The sequence below is a fragment of the Citrobacter sp. RHBSTW-00887 genome (assembly GCF_013728095.1).
Taxonomy (GTDB): domain Bacteria; phylum Pseudomonadota; class Gammaproteobacteria; order Enterobacterales; family Enterobacteriaceae; genus Citrobacter; species Citrobacter braakii.
Genome location: NZ_CP056267.1, coordinates 1,158,333 through 1,183,991, shown reverse-complemented (window position 1 = coordinate 1,183,991; position 25,659 = coordinate 1,158,333). Strand labels below are relative to the sequence as shown.

The following is a 25,659-nucleotide window of genomic DNA, read 5'->3' as shown; positions in this document are numbered from 1 at the left end:
CGATGGAATTACCAAGACGGGAAAGTAGTATACCCGAACATGACGAGCGCCACAAACTTTCATTATTCCTCCTCTTCACCAGGCTCACATAAACATCGGGAGTGAGAAAATAGCCCCTTTGGGGTAAATGTTTTTGACGTAAATCAAGCGCTTGTTATTTAAAAAATCACACAAATCGCCCTTGACCGACGAAATCCCTTAGAGATCAATTTCCTGCCGTTTTACCTGTTGCCAGACTTCTTCCATAGTTTCTAGATCAACACCAGTCATTTCCAGACCCCGGGCCGCTACAATTCGCTCAACCTCACGAAAACGGCGCTCAAATTTCTCGTTCGCTTTTTGCAATGCGGTCTCTGCTTTAGTGCCTAAATGCCGAGCCATATTGACCGTAGCAAACAGCAGGTCGCCCATTTCCTCCTCCAGTTTAGCCTGGTCGACAACAGCCTGCTTCGCCTCAAACATGACTTCATCGATCTCTTCGTAAACCTTGTCGACAACCGGTCCTAATGTTTTCCAGTCGAAGCCAACATTAGAGCAGCGTTTCTGGATTTTTTGGGCGCGCATTAACGCCGGTAAACTACGGGGAATATCGTCGAGTGCGGAATGCTGCGCCTTCTGGGCGCGTTCTTCGCTTTTGATCTGCTCCCAGCGGGTCAACACCTCAGTGCTGTTACTGGCAGAAACATCAGCAAAAACATGTGGGTGGCGACGCTCAAGCTTATCGCTGATGGCGGCGCAAATATCATTGAAATCGAAACGTCCTTCTTCCTGCGCCATCTGGGCGTAAAACACCACCTGGAACAGCAAGTCACCCAGCTCTCCACGCAGGTCGTCGAAGTCTTCCCGCGCAATTGCGTCCAGCACTTCATAGGTTTCTTCGAGGGTGTAAGGGGCAATAGTGGCGAATGTCTGCTCTTTGTCCCAGGGACAACCGTTTTCCGGGTCGCGCAGGCGCTGCATAATACCGAGCAGTCGGTCGATTTGATTCATTGGAATATCCTGAAATTTCAATACGCGAGGCCAGCTAAGACGACAGCCGATATCCGGCAACATGGCAATGCCTGATGGCAACGCTAACGCGCCTCATCAGGCATGCAAACTTATCTGGCCTATAAAATAATTAATTACCGTGCAGACGACGTGCGTCGATCACATCCGGCACCTGGTTCAGCTTGCCAAGCACACGCCCGAGCACCTGCAGGTTATAGATTTCGATGGTCATATCGATGGTAGCCAGCTGCTGTTTGGTATCACTCCGGCTGGCAACCCCCAGCACGTTCACCTTTTCGTTGGCAAGAATCGTGGTGATATCACGTAATAAGCCGCTGCGATCGTTAGCCTGGACGCGAACCACCAGCGAATATCCTGCCGAGTAGCTTTCGCCCCAAACCGCATCAACAATACGTTCCGGCGCATGGGAGCGCAGCTCGGTCAGCTGTTCGCAATCCGCCCGGTGCACGGAAATACCGCGGCCCTGAGTGATAAACCCGACAATTTCATCGCCTGGAATCGGCTGGCAGCAGCGCGCGATGTGGTGCATCAGGTTACCCACCCCTTCCACCACCACGCGACCGTCGTCTTTACGGCGACTCTGCGGCGCCTGCGTTTTCTGCTGAAGCTGTTTCAGCGCGGCGGCATCCTGTTCGGCTGCGCTTGGCTTATTAAACTGCGCCTGCAGGAAGTTCACCATCTGGTTGAGGCGAATGTCTCCCCCACCAATCGCCGCCAGCAGCTCATCCAGCTCATTGAAGCTGTAGCGCGGCAGCAGGTGCTTTTCCGCTTCTTTCAGGCTAATGCCTAAATGCGCCAGCTCATCGTCGAGGATCTGGCGGCCAGCAAGGATGTTTTTGTCGCGGTCCTGTTTACGGAACCAGGCGTGGATCTTCGAACGCCCCCGACTGGTGGTGACATAGCCGAGGTTAGGGTTCAACCAGTCGCGGCTTGGGTTGGGTTGTTTCTGGGTGATAATTTCAATTTGATCGCCCATCTGCAGCTGGTAGGTAAACGGTACGATGCGCCCGCCAATTTTCGCGCCAATGCAACGATGCCCCACATCACTGTGAATATGATAAGCAAAATCGAGCGGTGTGGAGCCCGCAGGTAAGTCCACAACGTCGCCTTTTGGCGTAAAGACGTACACTCGGTCATCAAAGACCTGGCTACGGACTTCATCCAGCATTTCGCCAGAGTCCGCCATCTCTTCCTGCCAGGCGATCAGCTTACGCAGCCATGCAATACGATCTTCATGACCAGAACGCGCCACGCCGGAAGCGGTGCCCTCTTTGTATTTCCAGTGTGCCGCAACGCCCAGTTCGGCATCTTCGTGCATCTGTTTCGTACGGATCTGAATTTCAATGGTTTTCCCGCCCGGTCCCAGCACAACCGTATGAATTGACTGATAGCCGTTGGGTTTCGGGTTAGCAACATAGTCATCGAACTCATCCGGCAGATGGCGATAGTGAGTATGCACTATCCCGAGCGCGGCATAGCAGTCCTGTAAACGCTCCGCCACGATACGCACCGCGCGCACGTCGAAAAGTTCATCGAAGGCCAGCTGCTTTTTCTGCATTTTGCGCCAGATGCTGTAGATGTGCTTCGGACGTCCGTACACTTCGGCTTTGACGCCTTCCGTTTTCATCTCTGAGCGCAAATGACCGACGAACTCATCAATGTAATGCTCGCGATCGATGCGACGTTCGTGCAGCAGCTTGGCAATACGTTTGTATTCAGCCGGGTGCAGGTAACGGAAGCAGTAATCTTCCAGTTCCCATTTTAATTGCCCGATACCCAAACGGTTGGCCAGCGGCGCATAGATATTGGTGCACTCTTTTGCCGCCAGAACGCGTTCATCTTCTGGAGCGTCCTTCACTTCACGCAGATGTGCAATCCGCTCCGCCAGCTTGATGACCACACAGCGGAAATCATCCACCATAGCCAGCAGCATGCGGCGAACGTTATCAACCTGTTCGGATGAGACTGAATCGGTATGAGTGGCCTTAAGCTGGCGTATTGCCGCCATATCCCGCACGCCGTGGATAAGATGAACAATGGATTTGCCCACGCTCTCGCGCAGGATGTCTTCACTGACCACGTTGGCATCTGCCAGAGGGAACAGCATTGCTGCGCGCAGCGTGTCGATATCCATGCTCAACATGGAGAGTATTTCTACCATCTCCACGCCACGCCACAGCAGCAGTTCCGCATCCGGATGCCCCTGTGTCTGCTGCTGGCAGTACGCCCAGGTTTCGGCTAAGCGTTCACACGACTGCTGGCTGGAGATCCCCAGACTCGCGATCCATTTCTTTGGATCAAACTCACCAGCTTTATTTATATGTGCACTTCTTACCGCAACCATTGTCCTCTCCTTAAGGGGCCTGGCCTGTCGAAGTCGACAAGCCATACCCATTGTCTTTCACGCTGCATTACCACCCGAAATCCAATGGGTACAAAATTCATTACATACGCTCAAACAGGACCATTGATTCCAGGTGTCCAGTGTGCGGGAACATATCGAGCATCGCCAGTCGCCGTATGGCATATCCCGCGTTGAGCAAAGCGTCGCTGTCACGAGCCAGCGTTGCCGGGTTACAGGATACATAAACAACGCGTATAGGTTCTAATTTTATAATATGTTGCATCACACCTGCAGCCCCCGCACGCGCAGGATCGAGCAATACTTTGTCGAATCCGTTTTTCGCCCACGGCTGCCGGGTAACATCTTCCTCAAGGTTTTCATGAAAGAATGTCACATTGTGTAATCCGTTATTCAGCGCGTTTTCCCGGCCTTTTTCCACCAGCGCCGGTACCCCTTCCACCCCCACCACGTTTGCAGCCCGGGTTGCCAACGGCAGGGTAAAATTACCCATTCCACAGAACAGATCGAGTACGCGATCTTCAGGTTGCACATCCAGCCATTCGAGCGCACGGACCACCATTTGTTGGTTTACCCCTTCATTGACCTGAATAAAATCACGCGGGCTGAAGGTTAACCGTAGTCCATTTGAGTCATACCAGGGCGACTCTTCTGATATTGATTCCAGTATCTCGCTTTGCGGGGCCAGAAACAAAGACAGCCCCTGAGAATGCGAAAAGCATTCCAGTTTTTCTTTGTCCTGAACACTTAATGGCGCCGTGTGGCGCAAAATCATCAGGGTTCCGCTCCCCGCCTGCACCAGCTCGACATGACCAAGATGGCGTAACCCTTGCAGACTTTCCAGACACGCCCGGATGTGGGGCAAGAGCGCTTCAAGCTGGGGCACCAAAATAGGGCATTGTTTGACATCGATAATGTCGCTGGATGCGGATTTGCGAAACCCCATCTGCAATTTTTGTTCTTTTGGCCGATAGTTCAGGCTCAACCTGGCGCGACGACGATAGCCCCACGGGGTATCAGCTATAACATCCGACACTTCACATTTCATTAAACGCGACAACGCCGCGCTTTTGCTACGCTGCTGCAACGAGATGCTGGCATGCTGCTGCTGGCAGCCGCCGCACACGCCAAAATGCGGGCAACGTGGCACTTCACGCTGCGGACTGTCGTTTAAACGTCGTTTTACTTGCGCGCGGGCGAACTGTTTTTTATCTTCGGTAATCACCACCTCGGCGCTTTCCTGAGGTAGCAATTCCGGTATAAACAACGCCTTTCCGTTATGGCGAGCAACGCCCTGGCCGAAAGGATCAAGGTCATTGACGGTAGCGGTTATGATCTGACGCGTCGTCACGCGTCGTTTTGCAGAGTAGAATTGCGCCATCGACGAGATATTTCTCTATTTAACAGTGTGACCCTAATTGTCCCATAACGGAACTCCATGACCAACTACAGCCTGCGCGCACGCATGATGATTCTGATCCTGGCCCCGACCGTCCTGATTGGTTTGCTGCTCAGTATCTTTTTTGTTGTGCATCGCTATAACGACTTGCAGCGTCAACTGGAAGATGCTGGCACCAGCATCATTGAGCCACTCGCGGTCTCCAGCGAATATGGCATGAATCTGCAAAACAGAGAATCCATCGGCCAACTTATCAGCGTGCTGCATCGTCGCCATTCCGATATCGTGCGGGCAATTTCTGTCTATGACGAGAATAACCGGCTGTTTGTCACATCCAATTTTCATCTCGATCCGTCTGAAATGCAGCTGGCAACCGGTTCACCATTTCCCCGAAAGCTGAGCGTCACCCGGCTCGGGGATATTATGATCCTGCGAACGCCAATTATATCGGAAAGCTATTCGCCGGATGAATCTGCCGTCAGCGACGCCAAAAATACGGAAAATATGCTGGGGTATGTGGCGCTTGAGCTGGACCTCAAGTCAGTACGATTGCAGCAGTATAAAGAGATCTTTATCTCCAGCGTAATGATGCTGTTTTGTATCGGTATTGCGTTAATTTTTGGCTGGCGTCTGATGCGCGACGTGACTGGCCCGATTCGCAATATGGTGAATACCGTTGACCGAATACGTAGAGGACAGCTCGACAGCCGCGTCGAAGGTTTCATGTTGGGCGAGCTGGATATGCTCAAAAATGGCATCAACTCGATGGCGATGTCACTTGCGGCCTACCATGAAGAGATGCAGCACAACATCGACCAGGCCACCTCTGACCTGCGCGAAACGTTGGAGCAGATGGAAATCCAGAACGTCGAACTGGATCTGGCGAAGAAACGCGCCCAGGAAGCGGCGCGTATTAAGTCTGAGTTTCTGGCTAACATGTCGCATGAGCTGCGTACGCCGCTGAATGGCGTGATTGGCTTCACCCGCCTGACGCTTAAAACCGAGCTCAACACGACGCAGCGCGATCACCTGAATACGATTGAACGCTCGGCCAACAATCTGTTGGCCATCATCAATGATGTGCTCGACTTCTCCAAACTTGAGGCGGGCAAACTGATTCTGGAAAGCATCCCATTCCCGCTGCGTAGCACGCTGGATGACGTCGTCACGCTGTTAGCGCACTCATCCCATGATAAAGGGCTTGAGCTGACGCTAAATATTAAGAATGACGTGCCGGACAACGTCATCGGGGACCCGCTGCGCTTACAGCAGGTAATCACTAATCTGGTTGGCAATGCCATCAAATTTACCGAAGGCGGTAATATCGACATTCTGGTCGAGAAACGCGCCCTCAGTAACACGAAAGTGCAAATTGAAGTGCAAATCCGCGATACCGGAATTGGCATCCCTGAGCGCGATCAGTCACGCCTGTTCCAGGCCTTCCGCCAGGCCGATGCCAGTATTTCCCGCCGCCACGGCGGGACCGGACTGGGCCTGGTCATTACGCAAAAGCTGGTCAATGAAATGGGCGGGGATATCTCCTTCCACAGCCAGCCGAACCGGGGCTCCACGTTCTGGTTCCATATCAGCCTCGATCTCAACCCTAACGTTCTCGTGGATCGCTCAACCACGCACTGTCTGGCCGGAAAGCGGCTGGCCTACGTTGAACCTAACGCCACAGCCGCGCAATGCACGTTAGATATCTTGAGTGAAACGCCGCTGGAAGTGATTTACAGCCCTTCATTCTCCGGACTGCCGAAGGATCACTACGATATTCTGCTGCTTGGCATACCGGTCACTTTACGCGAACCGCTCACCATGCAGCATGAGCGGCTGGCAAGCGCAGCGGCGATGACCGACTTTTTGTTACTGGCTCTGCCTTGCCATGCGCAGATCAACGCTGAGAAATTAAAGCAGGGCGGCGCGGCGGCGTGCCTGTTGAAACCTCTAACCTCAACCCGCTTACTGCCAGCGTTGACAGAGTATTGTCAACTGAACCACAGCGCGGCTCCGCTACTGTTAGACGAGAGCAAAATTGCGATGACCGTCATGGCGGTGGACGACAACCCGGCGAACCTCAAGCTGATTGGCGCACTGCTGGAAGATAAAGTGCAGCACGTCGTGCTCTGCGACAGCGGACATCAGGCTGTGGATCGCGCCAAACAGATGCAGTTTGATCTCATCCTGATGGATATTCAGATGCCAGACATGGACGGTATTCGCGCCTGCGAACTGATCCACCAGCTTCCTCATCAACAACAGACGCCGGTCATTGCGGTCACCGCGCATGCCATGGCCGGGCAAAAAGAGAAGCTGCTCAGCGCCGGGATGAACGATTACCTGGCGAAGCCTATCGAAGAAGATAAGCTGCATAATCTGCTGTTACGCTACAAACCCGGCGCGAGCACATCGCTGAGGGCGCTCGCTGTTGAACCGGTCGTCAATCCGAATACCACACTCGACTGGCAACTGGCGTTAAGGCAAGCCGCCGGTAAAAACGATCTGGCGCGGGATATGCTGCAAATGCTGCTCGATTTTCTGCCCGAAGTGCGTAACAAAATTGAAGAACAGCTGGTAGGTGAAAACCCTGAAGGACTGGTGGATATGATCCATAAACTGCATGGCAGTTGCGGTTATAGCGGCGTTCCCCGCATGAAAAACCTGTGTCAGCTGATTGAGCAGCAATTACGTAGCGGGAGCAAAGAAGAAGAGCTGGAGCCTGAGTTTTTAGAGCTTCTGGATGAAATGGATAACGTTGCGCGCGAAGCGAAGAGGTTGTTAGGGTAAAGATCTGATTGCCGGATGACGACGCTCACGCGTCTTATCCGGCTTTCATGCCACATCATTCAACGTAATTGCTGACCCGCTTTCAGGGTCGCGGCCACGTTTCGCGCCGTCATTCGCACGTTCTCACTCGCGTTCTTCAGCGCCTCATCCAGTGTGCAAACGGTATAGATAACGCTAAAAACCGCATCAAGCCCATGCTCATGTACAACACCGACATCAGCCGTCAGGCTGCCAGCAATGCCGATAACCGGTTTGTTGTAACGCTTTGCCACCTTCGCCACGCCAACCGGAACCTTACCGTGAATGGTCTGGCTGTCGATACGTCCTTCGCCCGTGACCACTAAATCCGCATCCGCAACGCAGTCGTCGAGGTGTAACGCATCCGTCACGACCTCAATACCGCAGCGTAACTGTGCGCCGCAAAACGCATACAGTGCCGCCCCCATACCGCCAGCCGCGCCACCACCCGCCAGTTCCAGCACGTTGACGTCCAGATCGCGGGCAATGAGTTGCGCATAATGCGTGAGCGCCCGATCAAGACGAAGAATCATCTCCGGCGTCGCCCCCTTTTGCGGACCGAAGACCGCAGAGGCCCCCTCTTCACCGGTCAACGGATTAGTCACATCGCAGGCCACTTCAATACGGCACGCGGCAAGACGCGGGTCTAGCTGAGAAATATCAATCCGGGCGAGTGATTCAAGGCCAGTCCCGCCATGAGCAATATCGTTATTTTGCGCATCCAGTAATTTTGCTCCCAGCGCTTGCACCATCCCGGCACCGCCATCATTGGTGGCGCTGCCGCCAATGCCGATAATGATATGTTCAACGCCCGCGTCCAGCGCATGACGGATTAGCTCCCCGGTTCCCCAGGAGGTCGTTTTCAGCGGATCGCGTAAACCTGCGGGAACCTGCTCCAGTCCACTGGCGGCCGCCATTTCGATAAACGCCGAACGCTCATCCCCGGATAAACCATAAAATGCCTGAATCGTTTTACCCAGAGGGCCGGTAACATCAACATGCACAAGGTGGCCTTGCGTTGCGGCAACCATCGCTTCGACCGTTCCCTCACCGCCATCCGCGACCGGGATCTTCACGTAATTCGCCTCAGGCCAGATCTCACGAAATCCCAGCTCAATAGCCGTTGCCACTTCAAGCGCACTCAAACTTTCCTTATAGGAATCCGGTGCGATTACTATTTTCATAAAGCATCCTTACGCATGTTGACTGTGTTAAGCATACACCAGGAGAAAAACCGCCCCTTGGTGGGAGCGGTCCCAGTTCGCTTAGCGTACCATGCACGGACGCTTATTATCAAACGTCCAGTTCGGGATCAGATACTGCATTCCCATGGCATCATCGCGCGCTCCCAGTCCATGTTGCTGATACAGCTCATGAGCTTTCATAACCTGATCCATATCCAGCTCCACGCCCAGACCCGGCTTCGCCGGTACCTGCACCATGCCGCCTTTGATTTCAAACGGCTCTTTGGTCAGGCGTTGATTGCCTTCCTGCCAGATCCAGTGGGTATCGATAGCGGTAATTTTGCCCGGCGCCGCCGCCGCAACATGAGTAAACATCGCCAGCGAAATATCAAAGTGGTTGTTAGAGTGCGAGCCCCAGGTCAGCCCAAACTCATGACACATCTGCGCAACGCGGACAGAACCCTGCATAGTCCAGAAGTGAGGATCCGCCAGCGGGATATCCACGGACTGCAACGACAGCATATGTCCCATCTGACGCCAGTCGGTGGCGATCATATTAGTGGCGGTCGGCAAACCGGTAGCACGACGGAATTCCGCCATGACTTCACGGCCTGAGAACCCCTGCTCGGCGCCGCACGGATCTTCCGCATAAGCCAGCGATCCTTTCAGGTACTTACCAATTTTAATCGCTTCATTCAGCGACCACGCACCATTGGGATCGAGCGTGACGCGTGCCTGTGGAAAGCGTTTCGCCAGCGCCACAATAGATTCCGCTTCTTCTTCCCCGGCCAACACCCCGCCTTTCAGTTTGAAATCGTTGAAACCATATTTCTCATATGCGGCTTCCGCCAGGCGCACCACTGCATCCGGGGTCATCGCCTCTTCATGACGCAGGCGATACCAGTCGCATTTCTCATCCGGCTGGCTCTGATACGGCAGCGGCGTCGCGTTACGGTTACCGACGAAGAACAGATAACCCAGCATTTCAACTTCGCTACGCTGCTGACCGTCGCCCAGCAGAGATGCGACGTTAACGCCCAGATGCTGACCCAGCAGATCCAACATGGCCGCTTCGATCCCGGTAACCACATGAATAGTGGTACGTAAATCGAAGGTCTGCAAACCACGGCCACCGGCATCACGATCGGCAAAGGTATTGCGGACCGCATTCAGTACGTTTTTGTATTCACCTAACGTTTTGCCCACCACCAGCGGAATGGCATCTTCCAGGGTCTGACGAATTTTTTCGCCGCCGGGAATCTCACCCACGCCGGTATGACCGGAGTTATCTTTGATAATCACAATATTACGCGTGAAGAACGGGGCATGTGCGCCGCTCAGATTCATCAGCATGCTGTCATGGCCCGCAACCGGGATCACCTGCATCGCGGTTACGACTGGGGTAGTAAATTGTGCGCTCATAATTAAGTCCTTATTCAAAATTAGTGGCGGCCGAAAACGGGACGTTTACGGTCAAAAGTCCATCCAGGGATCAGATACTGCATCGGGCCTGCGTCATTACGCGCGCCGCCGGGCAGCGCCTTATAGGCTTCATGCGCTTTCTGTACCTGATCCCAGTCCAGTTCCACGCCCAGGCCGGGCGCGTCGGGTACCGCAATTTTTCCGTGTTTAATCTCCAGCGGATTTTTGGTCAGGCGGCAATCGCCCTCCTGCCAGATCCAGTGAGTGTCGATCGCCGTTGGGTTGCCCGGCGCAGCGGCACCGACGTGGGTGAACATCGCCAGGGAAATATCAAAATGATTGTTAGAGTGGCAGCCCCAGGTCAGTCCCCAGTCATCGCATAGCTGTGCCACGCGTACCGCGCCGGAAAGGGTCCAGAAGTGAGGATCGGCCAGTGGAATATCTACCGAGTTGAGCATCACCGCATGGCCCATCTCACGCCAGTTGGTGGCTATCATATTCGTTGCTACCGGCAGGCCGGTTGCACGGCGGAACTCGGCCATCACTTCGCGGCCAGAAAAACCCTGTTCTGCGCCGCACGGATCTTCGGCGTAAGTCAGAACATCGTTCAGCCCTTTACACAAGGAAATAGCTTCATCCAGAAGCCAAGCACCGTTAGGATCGACCGTAATACGCGCATCCGGGAAGCATTGTTTCAACGCGCGAGCGGTGTCGATTTCCTGCTCGCCAGGCAGCACACCGCCTTTGAGTTTGAAATCTTTAAAGCCGTAGCGATCCTGCGAAGCCTGAGCCAGACGTACCACCGCCTCACTGTTCATCGCCTGCTGGTGACGCAGGTGATACCACTCATGGTTACCCGGCGTGCTGTCCAGATACGGCAGATCGGTTTTGCTGCGATCTCCCACGTAGAACAGATAGCCGAGCACGGTGACCGCATCGCGCTGCTTGCCTGGCCCTAACAGTTCGCAGACCGGCACGTTCAGCGCCTTGCCCAGCAGGTCGAGCAGTGCGGCTTCCAGCGCGGCCACCGCATTAACCCGCAGTTCAAAGGTCCAGGCACCTTTGCCAAAGGTGTCAAAATCAGCGGCCTGGTTGCCTTTATGCACCTGCTGAACCACCTTATTCAGGCGCGCGACTTCCTGGCCCAACACTTGTGGAATCGCGTCCACCAGCGTCTGATAAATCACTTCGCCGCCCGGCGCTTCACCGACGCCGGTATTTCCGGCGTTATCGGTGAGCACGACGATATTGCGGGTAAAGTATGCGTTATGCGCCCCGCCAATATTGAGCAGCATGCTGTCATGACCGGCCACCGGGATGACCTTCATATCGGTAATAATGGGACTCGATTGTGTTGTCATCATCATTGCCCTGCGACAGGTTTCAGTTCGATACGTTTAATATCACCTACCAGCACCAGATAGCTCACTACAGCAATCAGCGCATGCACCCCGACGTAAATCAACGCACCGTTAAACGAGCCAGTGGTACCTACGATGTAGCCGATAGCAATTGGCGTAACGATACCGGAGATGTTGCCAAACATATTGAACAGACCGCCGCTCAAACCGCTAATCTCTTTTGGCGCAGTATCGGCCATCACCGCCCATCCCAACGCACCGATACCTTTGCCGAAGAAGGCCAGCGCCATAAAGCCGATGATCATCCACTCCACGTTGACGTAGTTACAGAACACCATCACCATCGACAACAGCATACCCAGTACGATTGGCGTTTTACGGGCGATATTCAGCGAACCGGTACGGCGCATCAGCCAGTCGGAAATAATGCCGCCGAGCACGCCGCCTGCAAATCCGCAAATGGCTGGGACCGAGGCAACAAAACCAGCTTTCAAAATCGACATACCGCGTGCCTGTACCAGATAAACCGGGAACCAGGTGATAAAGAAATAGGTCAGCGCGTTTATGCAGTATTGGCCGATATAAATACCGATCATCATCCGTGAGCCCAGCAGTTGCTTGATCTGCCCCCACTTCACGCTGAACGGCACTTTGGCTTTGGCTGCCGCCTGATCCATATTGATCAGCGCTCCGCCTTCGGCAATGTAGTCCAGCTCTTTTTGGTTTACGCCCGGATGCTGGTTCGGTTCATGAATCACCTTCAGCCAGATAAAGCTGATAACAATCCCGAGACCGCCCATAAAGAAGAACACATGCGACCAGCCCACTTCGTGGGTCAACCAGCCCATGATTGGCGCGAAGATCACGGTGGCAAAGTACTGCGCCGAGTTAAAAATAGCGACCGCCGTGCCCCTTTCCTGCGCCGGGAACCACGCCGCCACAATACGACTGTTGCCAGGGAAGGATGGCGCTTCGGCTAACCCCACGAGGAAGCGCAGGGTAAACAGCGCAACGATAATGCCGAAGCCGCTGAAGATATCGACGAAGCCCTGCAGCAGGGTAAACATCGACCAGATAAAAATGGACCAGAAGTAAACACGTTTTGAACCGAAGCGGTCGAGCAGCCAGCCGCCGGGGATCTGACCGATAACATAGGCCCATGAAAAAGCGGAGAATACATACCCCATCCCTACCGCATCCAGACCAATATCTTTGGCCATCTCCGAGCCGGCGATGGATAAGGTGGCGCGATCGCCGTAGTTGAAGGATGTGACGATAAACAGCATCACCACTATCCAGTAGCGAGCGTTAGTGCGTTTTTCCGCGCTGCTCGCCGCCTGACTTAATGAACTCATTGTTGCACTCCTGAATCTTGGCTTTCGCCAGTTCATTCTGTACAGCACCTGTAGGGTGATCAGAATGAGAGGTTAGTGTGTGGCAGTTTTGGTACAGCTCAGGGCCGTTTTATTCTGACTCGCTGCCTTTTCGGGAACTGACGGGAAAAGTATATGAAGGAGTGCCTCTTACCCTCACCGTGCAAAAACACAACATTGTGGGAGGTAAATGAGGTTGTTTATGGCATAAGCCTAAGGGAATGGAAGATGCTTCACGAAATTGGCGTTTGGTGGGCGATTTGTTGCCGGGTAGCAACGCCTTACCCGGCCTACGACCCAAAAGAGAGTAACAGGCCCGTGCAAACAAAGCGCTGCCGGGCGAAAGGTTATTTAAGCAAGGTTCCCCAGTTTTCTACCCACGGATTGGATTCGCTTTCCGGTTCAGGATGCTCGCTGGCGTCAATCAGCAGCATTTCCCCTACACGTTGGGCGCTTTGTTCCTGCAACAGTGCATCGAACTGCTTGCCGCCATTGCAGAAATTAACATAGCTACTGTCACCCAGCGCAATTACCCCGTAATGCAGATTTGGCTGGAAACCGAGATTATCTTTGATCCCCTGAAACAGCGGCACGATGCTATCCGGCAGATCGCCCTGCCCGGTCGTTGAGGTCACCACCAGCACATATTTTTCCTGATATGCCTGCCAGTCGCTGAGCTCGGGATCTTCGAACACCGTGGCTTTATGACCCTGCGCCGTCAAAATAGCTTCGGCCTCTTCGGCAACCAGCAACGCGTTTCCGTACATCGTGCCGACAAAAATTCCAATTTCCGCCATAACCGTAATCTCCAGGGACTTAAGAATCTATCTGCTCATCCTGACCTGACAGCCCGCTGAACTCAACCCTTTCATTCTCAGGGAGAAGTCCACGCCAGCCAAACTGTGATAGCGCCTGCATCCAGACATCATCCAGCCCGGCGCGAATAACCAGCGGTTCGCCGGTGAAAGGATGAGTCAGCGCAAGCTGGCTGGCATGAAGCATCAAACGCTGACAGCCAAAGTGCTCAGCGGCGCTGCGGTTTTGCCGCAAATCACCGTGCTTACTGTCGCCGATAATTGGATGGCGTAAGTGCGCCAGATGGCGTCTGAGCTGGTGTTTTCGACCGGTTTTAGGATCCAGTTCCACCAATCCGTAACGGGTCGTCGGATAACGTCCGGTCGCTACCGGCATCTCAACCGTCGCCAAACCGCGATAATGGGTGACGGCAGGCTGCGGGCCTTTATCATCACGGGCAAATTTATCGGCGATCTTATCCAGTTCTTCGACCAGCGGGTAATCCAGCACGGCATCATCCATCAGCCAGCCACGCACAATCGCATGATAGCGTTTCTGAATTTGATGATGTTCAAATTGCTGGGACAGCAACCGCCCGGCTTCGCTGGACAGTCCCATCAGCAGTACTCCGGAAGTCGGTCTGTCGAGTCGGTGGGCGGTAAAAACGTGCTGACCAATCTGGTCGCGTACCGTTTGCATCACCACCACTTTCTCATCCCGGTCGAGCCAACTGCGGTGAACCAACCAGCCCGAAGGTTTGTTAACTGCGACCAGCCATTCGTCCTGATACAGAATCTCCAGCATCAGGCGTTATCACTTGTAAACAGTGCATCCAATTCCTGCAATGCCGTCAGGAGAATTTCGCGTTGCGGGTGATCGGCTGCCAACGCCATTTCGTAATACGGTGCGACGGCAAAAGCCTGCGGAAGCGGCTGAGCGTTATCAATCAGCGTATGCATGCGGGGAATCAATACCCATTGCAGCCACTCAACCGGCTCCATGGTATCCATACAAAAAGGCTGCGTGCTGGTAAACAGATGCTCTGCAGGCTCATCCAACCGCCAGTGATTATGTTCACGCAGTAGCGCTTCAAGCGCGTGTAACTGCTGGCGCACACGGTCATGAGTCGTCATGAAATTAACCTCAATGATGAAAAATCTGGCGCGAAGAATAGCACTAGTGAAGGGAAATAAAAAAAGGGAGCACTGTAAAAACAGTGCTCCCGGTTCGTTTCGCAGCGTTCCAGCTACTTTTAGTGCTCCCTGCTCATCCGTGACAACTTTTCCTGTGGTCTTGCGACCTTGTTCATCCTGAACTTGTGCATCCTGCTCACATCACCCCGATGTGAAAACTTCATCCTGAAGTGTCCTGGCCATCCTGACCCGCCGAACATCCTGACCGGCTCTCATTCTCCATCCTGGAGGTGTCCCTTAACGCATCCAGCGCTTTCCGCTTTGCTTCATCCTGAAGCCTGTCCTTGTAACACCGTCCTGGTGTGTCCTGCCGAAGAGCCATCATCCTGATGTTCTCTTCGTTGTGCGACTCCTTGTCGACAGATATAGAATCGCCTGTTTCGCCTTGTCTTACAAGATGCTTACAGACACTCCCTTAAGATTATTTTCGTATGAAAGTTGACAATAAAACATTAACTTTATGAATAATAAGGAATAATTATTTTATCCGTTCATTAAGTCTTTACTTATCACCTGGCAATGTCCTACAGGGTTTGTAAGAGATCTCTCACAAGGTTCAGGGCAATCTGGATTACAGAACTGGCTTAAGCTGAGTGAGAAATTCCGCAAGTGAGTCCGCCAGCACCGTTCGTTTACGGGTTCCCAGCGTTTCTTTACACACTTCACCGGAGAGATTGCACACCGAAATAACGTCAAGCTCATTGTCCTGGGTGGCAATAAAAAGCGTAGGCGACAGCTTGAGGCGCTTTTGCGTAACCAGGTGACCAATCAGGTTTTCCTGAACGCGCCTGAAGTCGTCTTCGCTCCAGGTTTGCAGCAGCGTTAGTTTTTCATCCGCAAACTGCGCGTGCATGTCCCCAGCAAACTGGGTGGTGTAAAAAGCGTGAACGGCTGGTTGTATCACGATATCAAAGGCGCGTTCAACCGCATTGAGGTTTTTTTCGCCGACAAAAGGCTGAGGTTGCCAGAATACCGCATCGTCTGTGGAAGAAATGATGCACGGAGAAGGTACGCCATACAGCTCTTCGCTGAGGGGCCAGCTGTTGTTTTTTTCGTACCATGCGTCGCAATAACGTGTCGTAAAGGCTGTCAACGCCTGCGCTGTCAATTCGTCCACTGATTTCTCTCTTCACAAAAGCTAGGATACACTTGTCGCATAGTGTATCTGGTTTATGACGGTGAAACATGTCCTCTTATGAAAATCATCAGGCGCTTGACGGCCTGACTCTTGGTAAATCAACAGATTACCGTGACAATTACGATGCCAGCCTGCTGCAGGGCGTTCCACGCAGCCTGAACCGCGACCCGCTGGATTTACAGGCCGATAATCTGCCTTTTCACGGTGCCGATATCTGGACGCTATATGAACTGTCATGGCTGAATGCCAACGGTTTACCGCAGGTAGCGGTCGGTCATGTAGAACTGGATTACACCAGCGTAAATCTGATCGAATCGAAAAGCTTTAAGCTTTACCTGAACAGTTTTAACCAGACGCGTTTTGATTCCTGGGATGCGGTACGCCAGACGCTGGAAAACGATCTGCGCGCTTGTGCTCAGGGTGATGTCAGCGTAGCGCTGTACCGTCTTGACGAACTGGAAGGACAACCGATAGCCCACTTTAACGGCACCTGCATCGACAATCAGGATATCGTCATCGATAACTACCAGTTCAGCACAGAGTATCTGGAAAATGCCGTTGGCGGTGAAAAAGCGGTGGAAGAGACGCTGGTCAGCCATCTGCTGAAGTCTAACTGCTTGATCACCCACCAGCCGGACTGGGGCTCCATACAGATTCAGTATCGCGGACGAAAAATCGATCGCGAGAAGCTGCTGCGTTATCTGGTCTCCTTCCGTCACCATAATGAGTTTCACGAGCAGTGCGTGGAACGCATTTTCAATGACATTCTGCGCTTCTGCCAGCCGGAGAAACTGAGCGTTTACGCGCGCTACACGCGACGTGGCGGCCTGGACATTAACCCATGGCGCACCAACACCGATTTCACCCCAGCAACGGGGCGCCTGGTACGTCAGTAATCTTTTTTCTCAATTTTGCGTGCCGGATTCCGCGCGCAAGGTTGTGAAAGGTCATAAGCCAGGGCTATTGTAATCAACAGGGAATGACGTGTTGCGTCCCATAAGGAGTTTACTTGATTACACATATTAGCCCGCTTGGCTCAATGGACATGTTGTCGCAGTTGGAAGTCGATATGCTTAAACGCACGGCCAGCAGCGACCTGTATCAACTGTTTCGTAACTGTTCGCTTGCCGTTCTGAACTCCGGCAGTTTGACCGACAACAGCAAAGAGCTGCTGTCACGCTTTGAAAGTTTCGACATTAACGTGCTGCGCCGCGAACGGGGCGTGAAGCTGGAACTGATCAACCCACCTGAAGATGCGTTTGTTGATGGACGCATTATTCGCGCACTGCAGGCCAACCTGTTTGCCGTGCTGCGCGACATTCTGTTCGTCAATGGCCAGATCCATAACGCCGGTCGCTTTCAGCATCTGGATCTTGAAAGCTCGGTGCATATTACCAACCTGGTATTCTCGATCCTGCGCAATGCCCGGGCGCTACACGTGGGTGAAGCGCCGAACATGGTCGTCTGCTGGGGGGGTCACTCAATCAACGAAAATGAGTACCTGTACGCCCGTCGCGTTGGTACCCAGTTGGGCCTGCGCGAACTGAACATCTGTACCGGCTGTGGTCCGGGGGCGATGGAAGCGCCAATGAAAGGCGCTGCGGTCGGTCACGCCCAGCAACGATACAAAGACAGCCGCTTTATCGGTATGACCGAACCGTCAATCATTGCCGCTGAGCCGCCTAACCCGCTGGTTAACGAACTGATAATCATGCCAGACATTGAAAAACGTCTGGAAGCGTTCGTGCGTATCGCCCACGGTATAATCATCTTCCCAGGCGGCGTAGGGACAGCAGAAGAACTGCTGTATCTGCTGGGGATCCTGATGAACCCGGCCAACAAAGATCAAGTTTTACCGCTGATCCTGACTGGACCAAAAGAGAGCGCCGATTACTTCCGCGTGCTGGACGAATTTATCGTGCACACGCTGGGGGAAGATGCGCGTCGCCACTATCGCATTATCATAGACGATGCAGCAGAAGTGGCTCGTCTGATGAAAAAAGCGATGCCGCTGGTGAAAGAGAACCGCCGTGACACCGGTGATGCCTACAGCTTTAACTGGTCTATTCGTATCGCGCCTGATTTGCAGATGCCGTTCGAGCCGTCCCATGAAAACATGGCTAACCTGAAGCTGTACCCGGATCAACCCGTGGAAGTACTGGCGGCAGACCTGCGCCGTGCGTTCTCGGGGATTGTAGCCGGTAACGTGAAGGAAGTCGGGATCCGCGCCATCGAAGAGTTTGGCCCGTACAAAATCCACGGTGACCGCGAAATGATGCGCCGCATGGACGATCTCCTGCAGGGCTTTGTTGCACAGCATCGTATGAAGTTACCTGGCTCCGCGTATATCCCTTGCTACGAGATTTGCGCCTAACCTCCAACAGCCGCCAGCAGACGCTATCGCGGTGACAGTTTTGTCCATATCAAAGCCGGGTTTGGCGCATCAGCCTCCCGGCTTTTTTTAGTGATACCAGTCACATAGCTCAGACGATCATATAAATACCGATGATGTTTCATTAAAAATAACGCGCTGCGCAAACGATTACCTTTAAAACCCAACCGTGATTTATCTTAGGAAATTATTATTAGTCGCCAAAATCCTCTAAAAACAACAGTTTTTACAGCGTAACGCTCGTATCTTCGCGCCTTCGCTTTCATGATATATGTCGTTAATGTTAGCCTTCGCGCCCGTAAATTCGCTTTGACTATTTTTTAACAGATTAATGGTCCAAATTTATCCACATAAAAGGTGGATTATTGCATTTGGGATCGCGATCACTGATACATTCATTACTAAAATGTATCTTTCCGCCCGCAAATTATTACGGCGAAAAATTATATAAAAAATCGCTCAACGAATTTCGATTTACAGTCGGGTATTTTCTCATTGGATTGACCCCAAACCCGACTTTTTAAGCTTCCTCCAGGAGAAATAGATGGAAAACACTCAAACCAGCACTATCGTTACGGGCCAGACCCGCAGCGCATGGCGCAAGACAGACACCATGTGGATGCTGGGCCTTTACGGCACGGCGATTGGCGCGGGTGTATTGTTCCTGCCGATTAACGCAGGCGTAGGCGGTATGATTCCGCTGATCATCATGGCGATCCTCGCTTTCCCAATGACCTTCTTTGCACACCGCGGCCTGACTCGCTTCGTGCTGTCCGGTAAAAATCCGGGTGAAGACATTACTGAAGTTGTAGAAGAACACTTTGGTGTAGGCGCAGGAAAACTGATTACCCTGCTCTACTTCTTCGCTATCTACCCAATTCTGTTGGTCTACAGCGTAGCAATCACCAACACCGTCGAAAGCTTCCTGACCCACCAGTTGGCAATTACGCCGCCGCCGCGCGCAATCCTGTCTCTGATCCTGATTGTCGGCATGATGACCATCGTGCGTTTCGGTGAGCAGATGATCGTGAAGGCGATGAGCATCCTGGTATTCCCGTTTGTTGCCGCCCTGATGCTGCTGGCGCTGTACCTGATCCCTCAGTGGAGCGGTGCAGTTCTGGAAACCCTGTCCTTTGACTCTGCAGCAACCACCGGCAACGGACTGCTGTTGACCCTGTGGCTGGCAATTCCGGTAATGGTGTTCTCCTTCAACCACTCACCAATCATCTCCTCCTTCGCCGTGGCGAAGCGTGAAGAATACGGTGATGAAGCTGAGAAGAAATGCTCTAAGATTCTGGCATTCGCTCACATCATGATGGTGCTGACCGTTATGTTCTTCGTCTTCAGCTGCGTATTTAGCCTGACCCCAGCGGATCTGGCTGCAGCGAAAGAGCAGAACATCTCTATCCTGTCTTACCTGGCAAACCACTTTAACGCGCCGATCATTGCCTGGATGGCACCGATCATCGCGATTATCGCTATCACCAAATCCTTCCTCGGCCACTACCTGGGCGCACGTGAAGGTTTCAACGGTATGGTGATTAAGTCTCTGCGCGGCAAAGGCAAAACCATCGAAATCAACAAACTGAACAAAATCACTGCGCTGTTCATGCTGGTAACCACCTGGATTGTGGCGACGCTGAACCCAAGTATCCTCGGTATGATTGAAACCCTGGGTGGCCCAATCATCGCGATGATTCTGTTCCTGATGCCGATGTATGCAATTCAGAAAGTACCGGCAATGCGTAAATACAGCGGCCATATCAGCAACGTCTTCGTTGTGATTATGGGCCTGATCGCTATCTCCGCTATTTTCTACTCTCTGTTCAGTTAATTCCCCTGCGCCGCTCCTCGGGGCGGCGCACCTCGATACACAATGGACGCCTCATGATTAGCGTATTCGATATTTTCAAAATCGGCATTGGCCCTTCCAGCTCCCACACTGTTGGCCCGATGAAAGCAGGCAAACAATTCACGGATGACCTGATTGCACGCGGAATTCTCACTGACGTAACCCGCGTAGTGGTTGATGTCTATGGCTCTTTGTCTCTGACGGGGAAAGGTCACCATACCGACATCGCGATTATTATGGGCCTGGCGGGTAATCTGCCGGATACCGTAGACATTGATGCCATCCCGGCCTTTATCCAGGATGTGAATACTCATGGACGTTTGCTGCTGGCGGACGGTCAACATGAGGTCGAGTTCCCGGTCGACAAGTGCATGAATTTCCATGCGGACAATCTGTCCCTGCACGAAAACGGGATGCGTATTACCGCACTGGCGGGCGAAAAAGCCATTTACAGCCAGACTTACTATTCCATTGGCGGTGGGTTCATCGTTGATGAAGAACATTTTGGTTTACCGAACAACTCTCCGGTAAACGTGCCGTATCCGTATAAATCTGCGGCTGATTTGCAACGTCATTGCCAGGAAACCGGCCTGTCACTTTCCGGTCTGATGATGCAAAACGAACTGGCGCTGCACAGCAAAGAAGAGCTGGAACAACACTTCGCCAACGTCTGGGACGTCATGCGCAGCGGGATTGAGCGCGGCATCACCACCGAAGGTGTATTGCCGGGCAAACTGCGCGTTCCACGTCGCGCGGCGGCGCTGCGTCGTATGCTGGTCAGCAGCGACAAAACCACCACTGATCCGATGGCGGTTGTTGACTGGATCAACATGTTCGCGCTGGCCGTGAACGAAGAAAACGCTGCCGGTGGACGCGTGGTTACGGCGCCAACTAATGGCGCATGCGGGATTGTTCCTGCCGTGCTGGCGTACTACGACAAGTTTATCCGCGAAGTGAATGCTAACTCGCTGGCACGCTACATGCTGGTCGCGAGCGCCATTGGTTCACTGTACAAGATGAACGCCTCTATCTCTGGCGCCGAAGTGGGCTGTCAGGGTGAAGTCGGCGTTGCCTGCTCCATGGCTGCGGCCGGTCTGGCTGAACTGCTGGGCGGTAGCCCAATGCAGGTGTGCATCGCGGCGGAAATCGGTATGGAACATAACCTGGGTCTGACCTGCGATCCGGTTGCCGGCCAGGTGCAGGTACCGTGCATTGAGCGTAACGCCATTGCTTCGGTTAAAGCAGTGAACGCCGCACGTATGGCGCTGCGCCGTACCAGCGAACCGCGCGTGTGCCTTGATAAAGTCATCGAGACCATGTACGAAACCGGTAAAGACATGAACGCCAAATACCGTGAAACATCTCGCGGCGGTCTGGCGATGAAGATTGTCACCTGCGATTAAGTCCCACCACGTTTCAGGATCTGTAGGCCGGATGAGGCGCTCGCCGCCATCCGGTCTACGGATAACGCTATTTCGCAACACTCGCCTCCCCTCGCCGTGAATGTTACCCTACAAACTTATTTGTTAGGGAGAACACCGTGGCCGTCCACCTGCTCATTGTCGATGCACTGAACCTTATCCGCCGCATTCACGCCGTACAGGGCTCACCCTGCGTAGAGACGTGCCAGCACGCGCTCGATCAGTTGATTGTGCACAGTCAGCCTACGCACGCCGTGGCGGTATTCGATGATGAAGCGCGCAACAGCGGCTGGCGTCACCAACGGTTGCCTGACTACAAAGCCGGTCGCCCCCCGATGCCTGATGAATTGCACCAGGAAATGCCCGCCTTACGCGCCGCTTTTGAACAGCGCGGCGTCTGCTGTTGGGTCTCCAGCGGGAATGAAGCCGATGATTTAGCCGCAACCCTGGCGGTTAAAGTGAGCCAGGCGGGACATCAGGCTACCATCGTCTCAACCGATAAAGGCTATTGTCAGTTGCTCTCCCCGACGCTGCGTATTCGTGACTACTTCCAGAAGCGCTGGCTGGATGCACCGTTTATTGAGAAAGAGTTTGGCGTGCTGCCGCAGCAGTTGCCTGATTACTGGGGACTGGCCGGGATCAGCAGTTCGAAAGTACCGGGGGTTGCAGGTATTGGTCCCAAAAGCGCCACGCAGCTGCTCGTACAGTTTCAACATCTGGAAGGCATTTACGCGCATCTTGATGAAGTACCGGACAAGTGGCGCAAGAAACTAGAGATGCACCAGGAGATGGCGTTTCTGTGTCGCGATATCGCACGGCTGCAAACGGACTTACATATCGACGGAAACCTGCAGCAATTACGGTTGGTGCGATAGCTCTGTTGCCGAATGGCGCTGTGCTTATCTGGCCTACACGTCGAACACCCCGGTAGGCCGGATAAGGCTTTCACGCCGTCACGCTGAAAAATTACCAGGCGGTGTGGTACAGCTCAACGATATCCCCAAGATTCGCTTCACGGGGATTTCCCCCGGTACAAACATCGTCCAATGCCGCCTGTGCCAGCGCAGGAATATCCTCTTTACGTACGCCAACATCGCGTAAATGCAGTGGGATCCCTACATCGCGGTTAAGGGCGAAGACGGCATCTACTGCCGCTTTACGTGCCTCTGCCAGCGTCAGTCCTTCAACCTTAACTCCCATCACCCGGGCGATATCGCGGAATTTTTCCCCGGTGAATTCGGCGTTATAGCGCATCACGTGCGGCAGCAAAATGGCATTTGCTACGCCGTGCGGCGTGTTATAAAACGCGCCTAACGGGTGTGCCATTCCATGCACTAATCCCAGACCAACGTTGGAAAAGCCCATCCCGGCCACGTACTGGCCCAGCGCCATCGCTTCCCCAGCCTGGGTATCGCCCGCAACGGAACCACGTAATGCCCCGGCTATCATTTCAATGGCTTTAATGTGCAGCGCATCGGTAAGCGCCCATGCCGCCCGCGTGATGTACCCCTCAATAGCATGGGTCAGGGCATCCACTCCGGTGGCGGCTTTTAGCGCCGCTGGCATGCCGTCCATCATGTCTGCATCGATGAACGCTACCTGTGGGATGTCATGGGGATCGACACAAACAAACTTACGCCGATTTTCTTCGTCAGTGATCACGTAGTTAATGGTCACTTCCGCTGCCGTTCCCGCGGTGGTGGGGATAGCCATAACCGGCACGCTCGGGTTGCGTGTTGGCGATAACCCTTCAAGGCTGCGTACATCCGCAAACTCAGGGTTATTATTGATAATGCCAATCGCTTTACAGGTATCCTGAGGGGAGCCTCCGCCGATGGCGATCAGATAGTCTGCGCCGCTTTGCTGAAAGACACCCAACCCTTCCTGCACCACCGCAATGGTTGGGTTAGGAATAACGCCTGAATAGATTTCCCATGCCAGACCAGCAGCATCCATTCGGGAAGTCACCTTATCGACAACGCCGCACTGCACCAGATTTTTATCAGTCACAATCAACGCTTTGCGATAACCACGACGGATGACTTCATCGGTTAATGCACCAACAGCTCCCCGGCCAAACCATGCCGTTTCGTTCAGAATCATTCTGTTCGCCATCGTATTTCTCCTTTTCGCTATGCGAAATTACTCTTCAATGCGTAATCCGTAAGATTTGAATTTCTCCAGCACAATAGCGATCTCCTCGTCATCCAGCACCGGCACTGGGTCAACAATCGCCAGCGTGCTCAGATAAAGGCGGGCCAGAACTTCCACTTCATGCGCCAACCACAGTGCTTTTTCCAAATTCGCTTCACAAGCAATCAACCCATGGTGCTGTAAAAGCGTTGCCTTACGGTTTTTCAGGGCGACGCTCACATGCTCTGACAGCTCTCGTGTACCAAACGTCGCATAAGGCGCACACGGAATAGAGTTCCCCCCAGCCGCCGCAATCATGTAGTGAATTGCCGGGATAGGGCGATTAAGAATAGAAACGGCCGTGCAATGTACGGCATGGTTATGGACAACCGCATTGGCATCGGGACGCGTCTGGTATGCCGCCAGGTGAAAACGCCATTCACTGGAGGGTAATTGTCCTTTATCATATTTCCCGTCGTTATCTACATACACGATCATATTTTCAGTAAGTCTTTCGTAAGGAATACCGCTGGGCGTGATCAGCATCCCATTTTCATAACGCGCACTCACATTTCCCGCCGTCCCCTGATTCAATCCAAGGCTGGTCATTTCAAGGCAGGTTTCAATGATTTCTCGCGACAAACGCATTCTTTCCATAATGATTCTCCGGGTACAGTTTCCCCTCGTCTTTATTGCGAAAAATGCAGCCGCAGAATAAGACGGGTCAGGTTTCAGATACTGGCAGCCACTGAACATATATATTCATGTTCAGTAGGCCGATTTATTTATAGCGGCGTATTAAGGTTGTCTTACGCGCTTAATAAGCTTCATCTCAACTTTTACAGTTTCTTTAATTGGCTGGTCATCAATAGCACTCATCATCATATCGAACGCTTTTTCCGCCCAAACATTTTCATCCTGCTGCATTGACCAGACATTATTGGCGAGGAATCCCAGCATTGGGTGTTCATCGAATGTCCCAATGTTAATTTCAGGTGGAATTGTGCCAAAACGATTACGAATAGCATTAATGGCCCCCTCCAGTACGGGTAATGATGAGGCGATAAATGCCTGTGGACAGCCCTGTTCGCCGATCAACTCATCCATCAGTCGATAACCTCCCTCGGGCGTGTTGTCCGGACCTTCGCGCACCCAATCGCTATGCAAAATACCATTATTGTTCAATGCATTAAGATAACCTTGTAAACGGTCGCCGATGCTGGGTAATCCGGTATCTCCCACCAAAAACCAGATCGGCGACTTTCCAGCGTCAAACAAACTTTGCGTCAATTTTTCGCCGCCCAAAATGTTATGGCTTTCTACCAGAGCGTTATCGGTATACTTAAAATCACGGTCAAGTAACACCATCGGTTTTCTGACCTGACGTAAATGGTGCTGCTGATTCTCTAATGTTGAGGGAACAATAAAAAGGCCATCGACATTGCGAGCTATTAACGCTTTGGTCAGTTTATTTTCGTAATCAACATCGTCATAGGTACAGCTAATCGTTAGCTGATAACCGGAACGACGACAGCGTTGCTCAAGTTTTTCTGCGAGTGTGGCAAAAAACACGTTGGAAATATTGGGCACAATCAATCCCAACGTATCCGTTTTATTCAATTTCAGGCTACGTGCTGAATGGTTAATGACGTAACCATAGCGCTCGACATATTCATTAATACGCGTTTGGGTTTTGACACTGATTCGATATTGCTCTGCTTTCCCGTTCAGCACCAGTCGTACGGTCGTAACCGATAAATTCAGATCGCTGGCTATCTGTTCTACTGTTTTAGCCATTTATATGCCCCAGTTCACATC

General features: G+C 52.9%; 20 protein-coding genes. 6 read left to right on the top strand and 14 right to left on the bottom strand.

Going from position 1 to position 25,659, the window contains the following annotated elements; all coding sequences use genetic code 11:
* Nucleotides 1-198 precede the first annotated feature (198 nt).
* From mazG to rlmD, 3 genes are all read right to left on the bottom strand, one after another.
* Nucleotides 199-990: a nucleoside triphosphate pyrophosphohydrolase gene (mazG, locus tag HV314_RS05635; protein WP_016154234.1), complete on the bottom strand. Its 792-nt coding sequence runs from the start codon at nucleotides 988-990 to the stop codon at nucleotides 199-201.
* Between the two features lie 130 nt (nucleotides 991-1,120).
* Complete coding sequence (relA, locus tag HV314_RS05630) at nucleotides 1,121-3,355, bottom strand: GTP diphosphokinase (protein ID WP_047357898.1); 2,235 nt, start codon at nucleotides 3,353-3,355, stop codon at nucleotides 1,121-1,123.
* A gap of 100 nt (nucleotides 3,356-3,455) precedes the next feature.
* The gene (gene rlmD, locus HV314_RS05625) at nucleotides 3,456-4,754 is read right to left on the bottom strand and encodes a 23S rRNA (uracil(1939)-C(5))-methyltransferase RlmD (protein WP_181547528.1); all 1,299 of its coding nucleotides are present in this window, start codon (nucleotides 4,752-4,754) and stop codon (nucleotides 3,456-3,458) included.
* A gap of 57 nt (nucleotides 4,755-4,811) precedes the next feature.
* On the opposite strand from rlmD, the gene barA reads away from it, so the two are divergent.
* Entirely contained in the window at nucleotides 4,812-7,559 is a 2,748-nt protein-coding gene (gene barA / locus HV314_RS05620; RefSeq protein WP_181547526.1) for a two-component sensor histidine kinase BarA, read from the top strand.
* A gap of 59 nt (nucleotides 7,560-7,618) precedes the next feature.
* Here barA and HV314_RS05615 read toward each other — a convergent pair whose 3' ends face one another.
* The 8 genes from HV314_RS05615 to syd form a co-directional block, all read right to left on the bottom strand.
* Nucleotides 7,619-8,761, bottom strand: a complete 1,143-nt coding sequence (locus HV314_RS05615; protein WP_016154238.1) for a glycerate kinase — start codon at nucleotides 8,759-8,761, stop codon at nucleotides 7,619-7,621.
* Nucleotides 8,762-8,842: 81 nt separating this feature from the next.
* Nucleotides 8,843-10,183: a glucarate dehydratase gene (gene gudD / locus HV314_RS05610; protein WP_181547524.1), complete on the bottom strand. Its 1,341-nt coding sequence runs from the start codon at nucleotides 10,181-10,183 to the stop codon at nucleotides 8,843-8,845.
* A gap of 20 nt (nucleotides 10,184-10,203) precedes the next feature.
* Nucleotides 10,204-11,544 (bottom strand): enolase C-terminal domain-like protein, encoded by a 1,341-nt coding sequence (locus HV314_RS05605; protein WP_029139643.1) that lies wholly within the window; start codon nucleotides 11,542-11,544, stop codon nucleotides 10,204-10,206.
* Nucleotides 11,545-11,546: 2 nt separating this feature from the next.
* Complete coding sequence (gene gudP / locus HV314_RS05600) at nucleotides 11,547-12,899, bottom strand: galactarate/glucarate/glycerate transporter GudP (RefSeq protein ID WP_016154241.1); 1,353 nt, start codon at nucleotides 12,897-12,899, stop codon at nucleotides 11,547-11,549.
* Between the two features lie 365 nt (nucleotides 12,900-13,264).
* Entirely contained in the window at nucleotides 13,265-13,714 is a 450-nt protein-coding gene (locus HV314_RS05595) for a flavodoxin (protein ID WP_016154242.1), read from the bottom strand.
* Nucleotides 13,715-13,733: 19 nt separating this feature from the next.
* A complete protein-coding gene (truC, locus tag HV314_RS05590) occupies nucleotides 13,734-14,516 on the bottom strand; it encodes a tRNA pseudouridine(65) synthase TruC (protein ID WP_003825671.1) in 783 nt (260 codons plus the stop codon).
* Nucleotides 14,516-14,845, bottom strand: a complete 330-nt coding sequence (locus HV314_RS05585; protein WP_016154244.1) for a YqcC family protein — start codon at nucleotides 14,843-14,845, stop codon at nucleotides 14,516-14,518. The genes truC and HV314_RS05585 overlap by 1 nt, the downstream gene beginning before the upstream one ends.
* A gap of 631 nt (nucleotides 14,846-15,476) precedes the next feature.
* Nucleotides 15,477-16,022 carry a SecY-interacting protein gene (gene syd / locus HV314_RS05580; protein ID WP_016157357.1) on the bottom strand — a complete coding sequence of 182 codons (546 nt, stop codon included), beginning with the start codon at nucleotides 16,020-16,022 and terminating at the stop codon, nucleotides 15,477-15,479.
* Nucleotides 16,023-16,090: 68 nt separating this feature from the next.
* Here syd and queF point away from each other — a divergent pair, with 68 nt between their 5' ends.
* From queF to xni, 5 genes are all read left to right on the top strand, one after another.
* Nucleotides 16,091-16,939: an NADPH-dependent 7-cyano-7-deazaguanine reductase QueF gene (queF, locus tag HV314_RS05575; RefSeq protein WP_016154246.1), complete on the top strand. Its 849-nt coding sequence runs from the start codon at nucleotides 16,091-16,093 to the stop codon at nucleotides 16,937-16,939.
* 113 nt (nucleotides 16,940-17,052) lie between these two features.
* Nucleotides 17,053-18,417, top strand: a complete 1,365-nt coding sequence (gene ppnN / locus HV314_RS05570) for a nucleotide 5'-monophosphate nucleosidase PpnN (protein ID WP_003840366.1) — start codon at nucleotides 17,053-17,055, stop codon at nucleotides 18,415-18,417.
* 562 nt (nucleotides 18,418-18,979) lie between these two features.
* A complete protein-coding gene (locus tag HV314_RS05565; RefSeq protein WP_016154247.1) occupies nucleotides 18,980-20,269 on the top strand; it encodes an HAAAP family serine/threonine permease in 1,290 nt (429 codons plus the stop codon).
* 53 nt (nucleotides 20,270-20,322) lie between these two features.
* Nucleotides 20,323-21,690, top strand: a complete 1,368-nt coding sequence (locus HV314_RS05560) for an L-serine ammonia-lyase (RefSeq protein WP_016154248.1) — start codon at nucleotides 20,323-20,325, stop codon at nucleotides 21,688-21,690.
* Nucleotides 21,691-21,827: 137 nt separating this feature from the next.
* Nucleotides 21,828-22,583 carry a flap endonuclease Xni gene (gene xni / locus HV314_RS05555; protein WP_016154249.1) on the top strand — a complete coding sequence of 252 codons (756 nt, stop codon included), beginning with the start codon at nucleotides 21,828-21,830 and terminating at the stop codon, nucleotides 22,581-22,583.
* A 91-nt stretch (nucleotides 22,584-22,674) separates the two neighbouring features.
* Here the strand turns inward: xni and fucO are convergent, their stop codons facing one another.
* The 3 genes from fucO to HV314_RS05540 form a co-directional block, all read right to left on the bottom strand.
* Nucleotides 22,675-23,823, bottom strand: coding sequence for a lactaldehyde reductase (gene fucO, locus HV314_RS05550; RefSeq protein WP_016154250.1), 1,149 nt, complete (start codon nucleotides 23,821-23,823; stop codon nucleotides 22,675-22,677).
* Nucleotides 23,824-23,850: 27 nt separating this feature from the next.
* A complete protein-coding gene (gene fucA / locus HV314_RS05545) occupies nucleotides 23,851-24,498 on the bottom strand; it encodes an L-fuculose-phosphate aldolase (protein ID WP_003034062.1) in 648 nt (215 codons plus the stop codon).
* A gap of 141 nt (nucleotides 24,499-24,639) precedes the next feature.
* The gene (locus tag HV314_RS05540; protein ID WP_016154251.1) at nucleotides 24,640-25,638 is read right to left on the bottom strand and encodes a LacI family DNA-binding transcriptional regulator; all 999 of its coding nucleotides are present in this window, start codon (nucleotides 25,636-25,638) and stop codon (nucleotides 24,640-24,642) included.
* Nucleotides 25,639-25,659 lie beyond the last annotated feature (21 nt).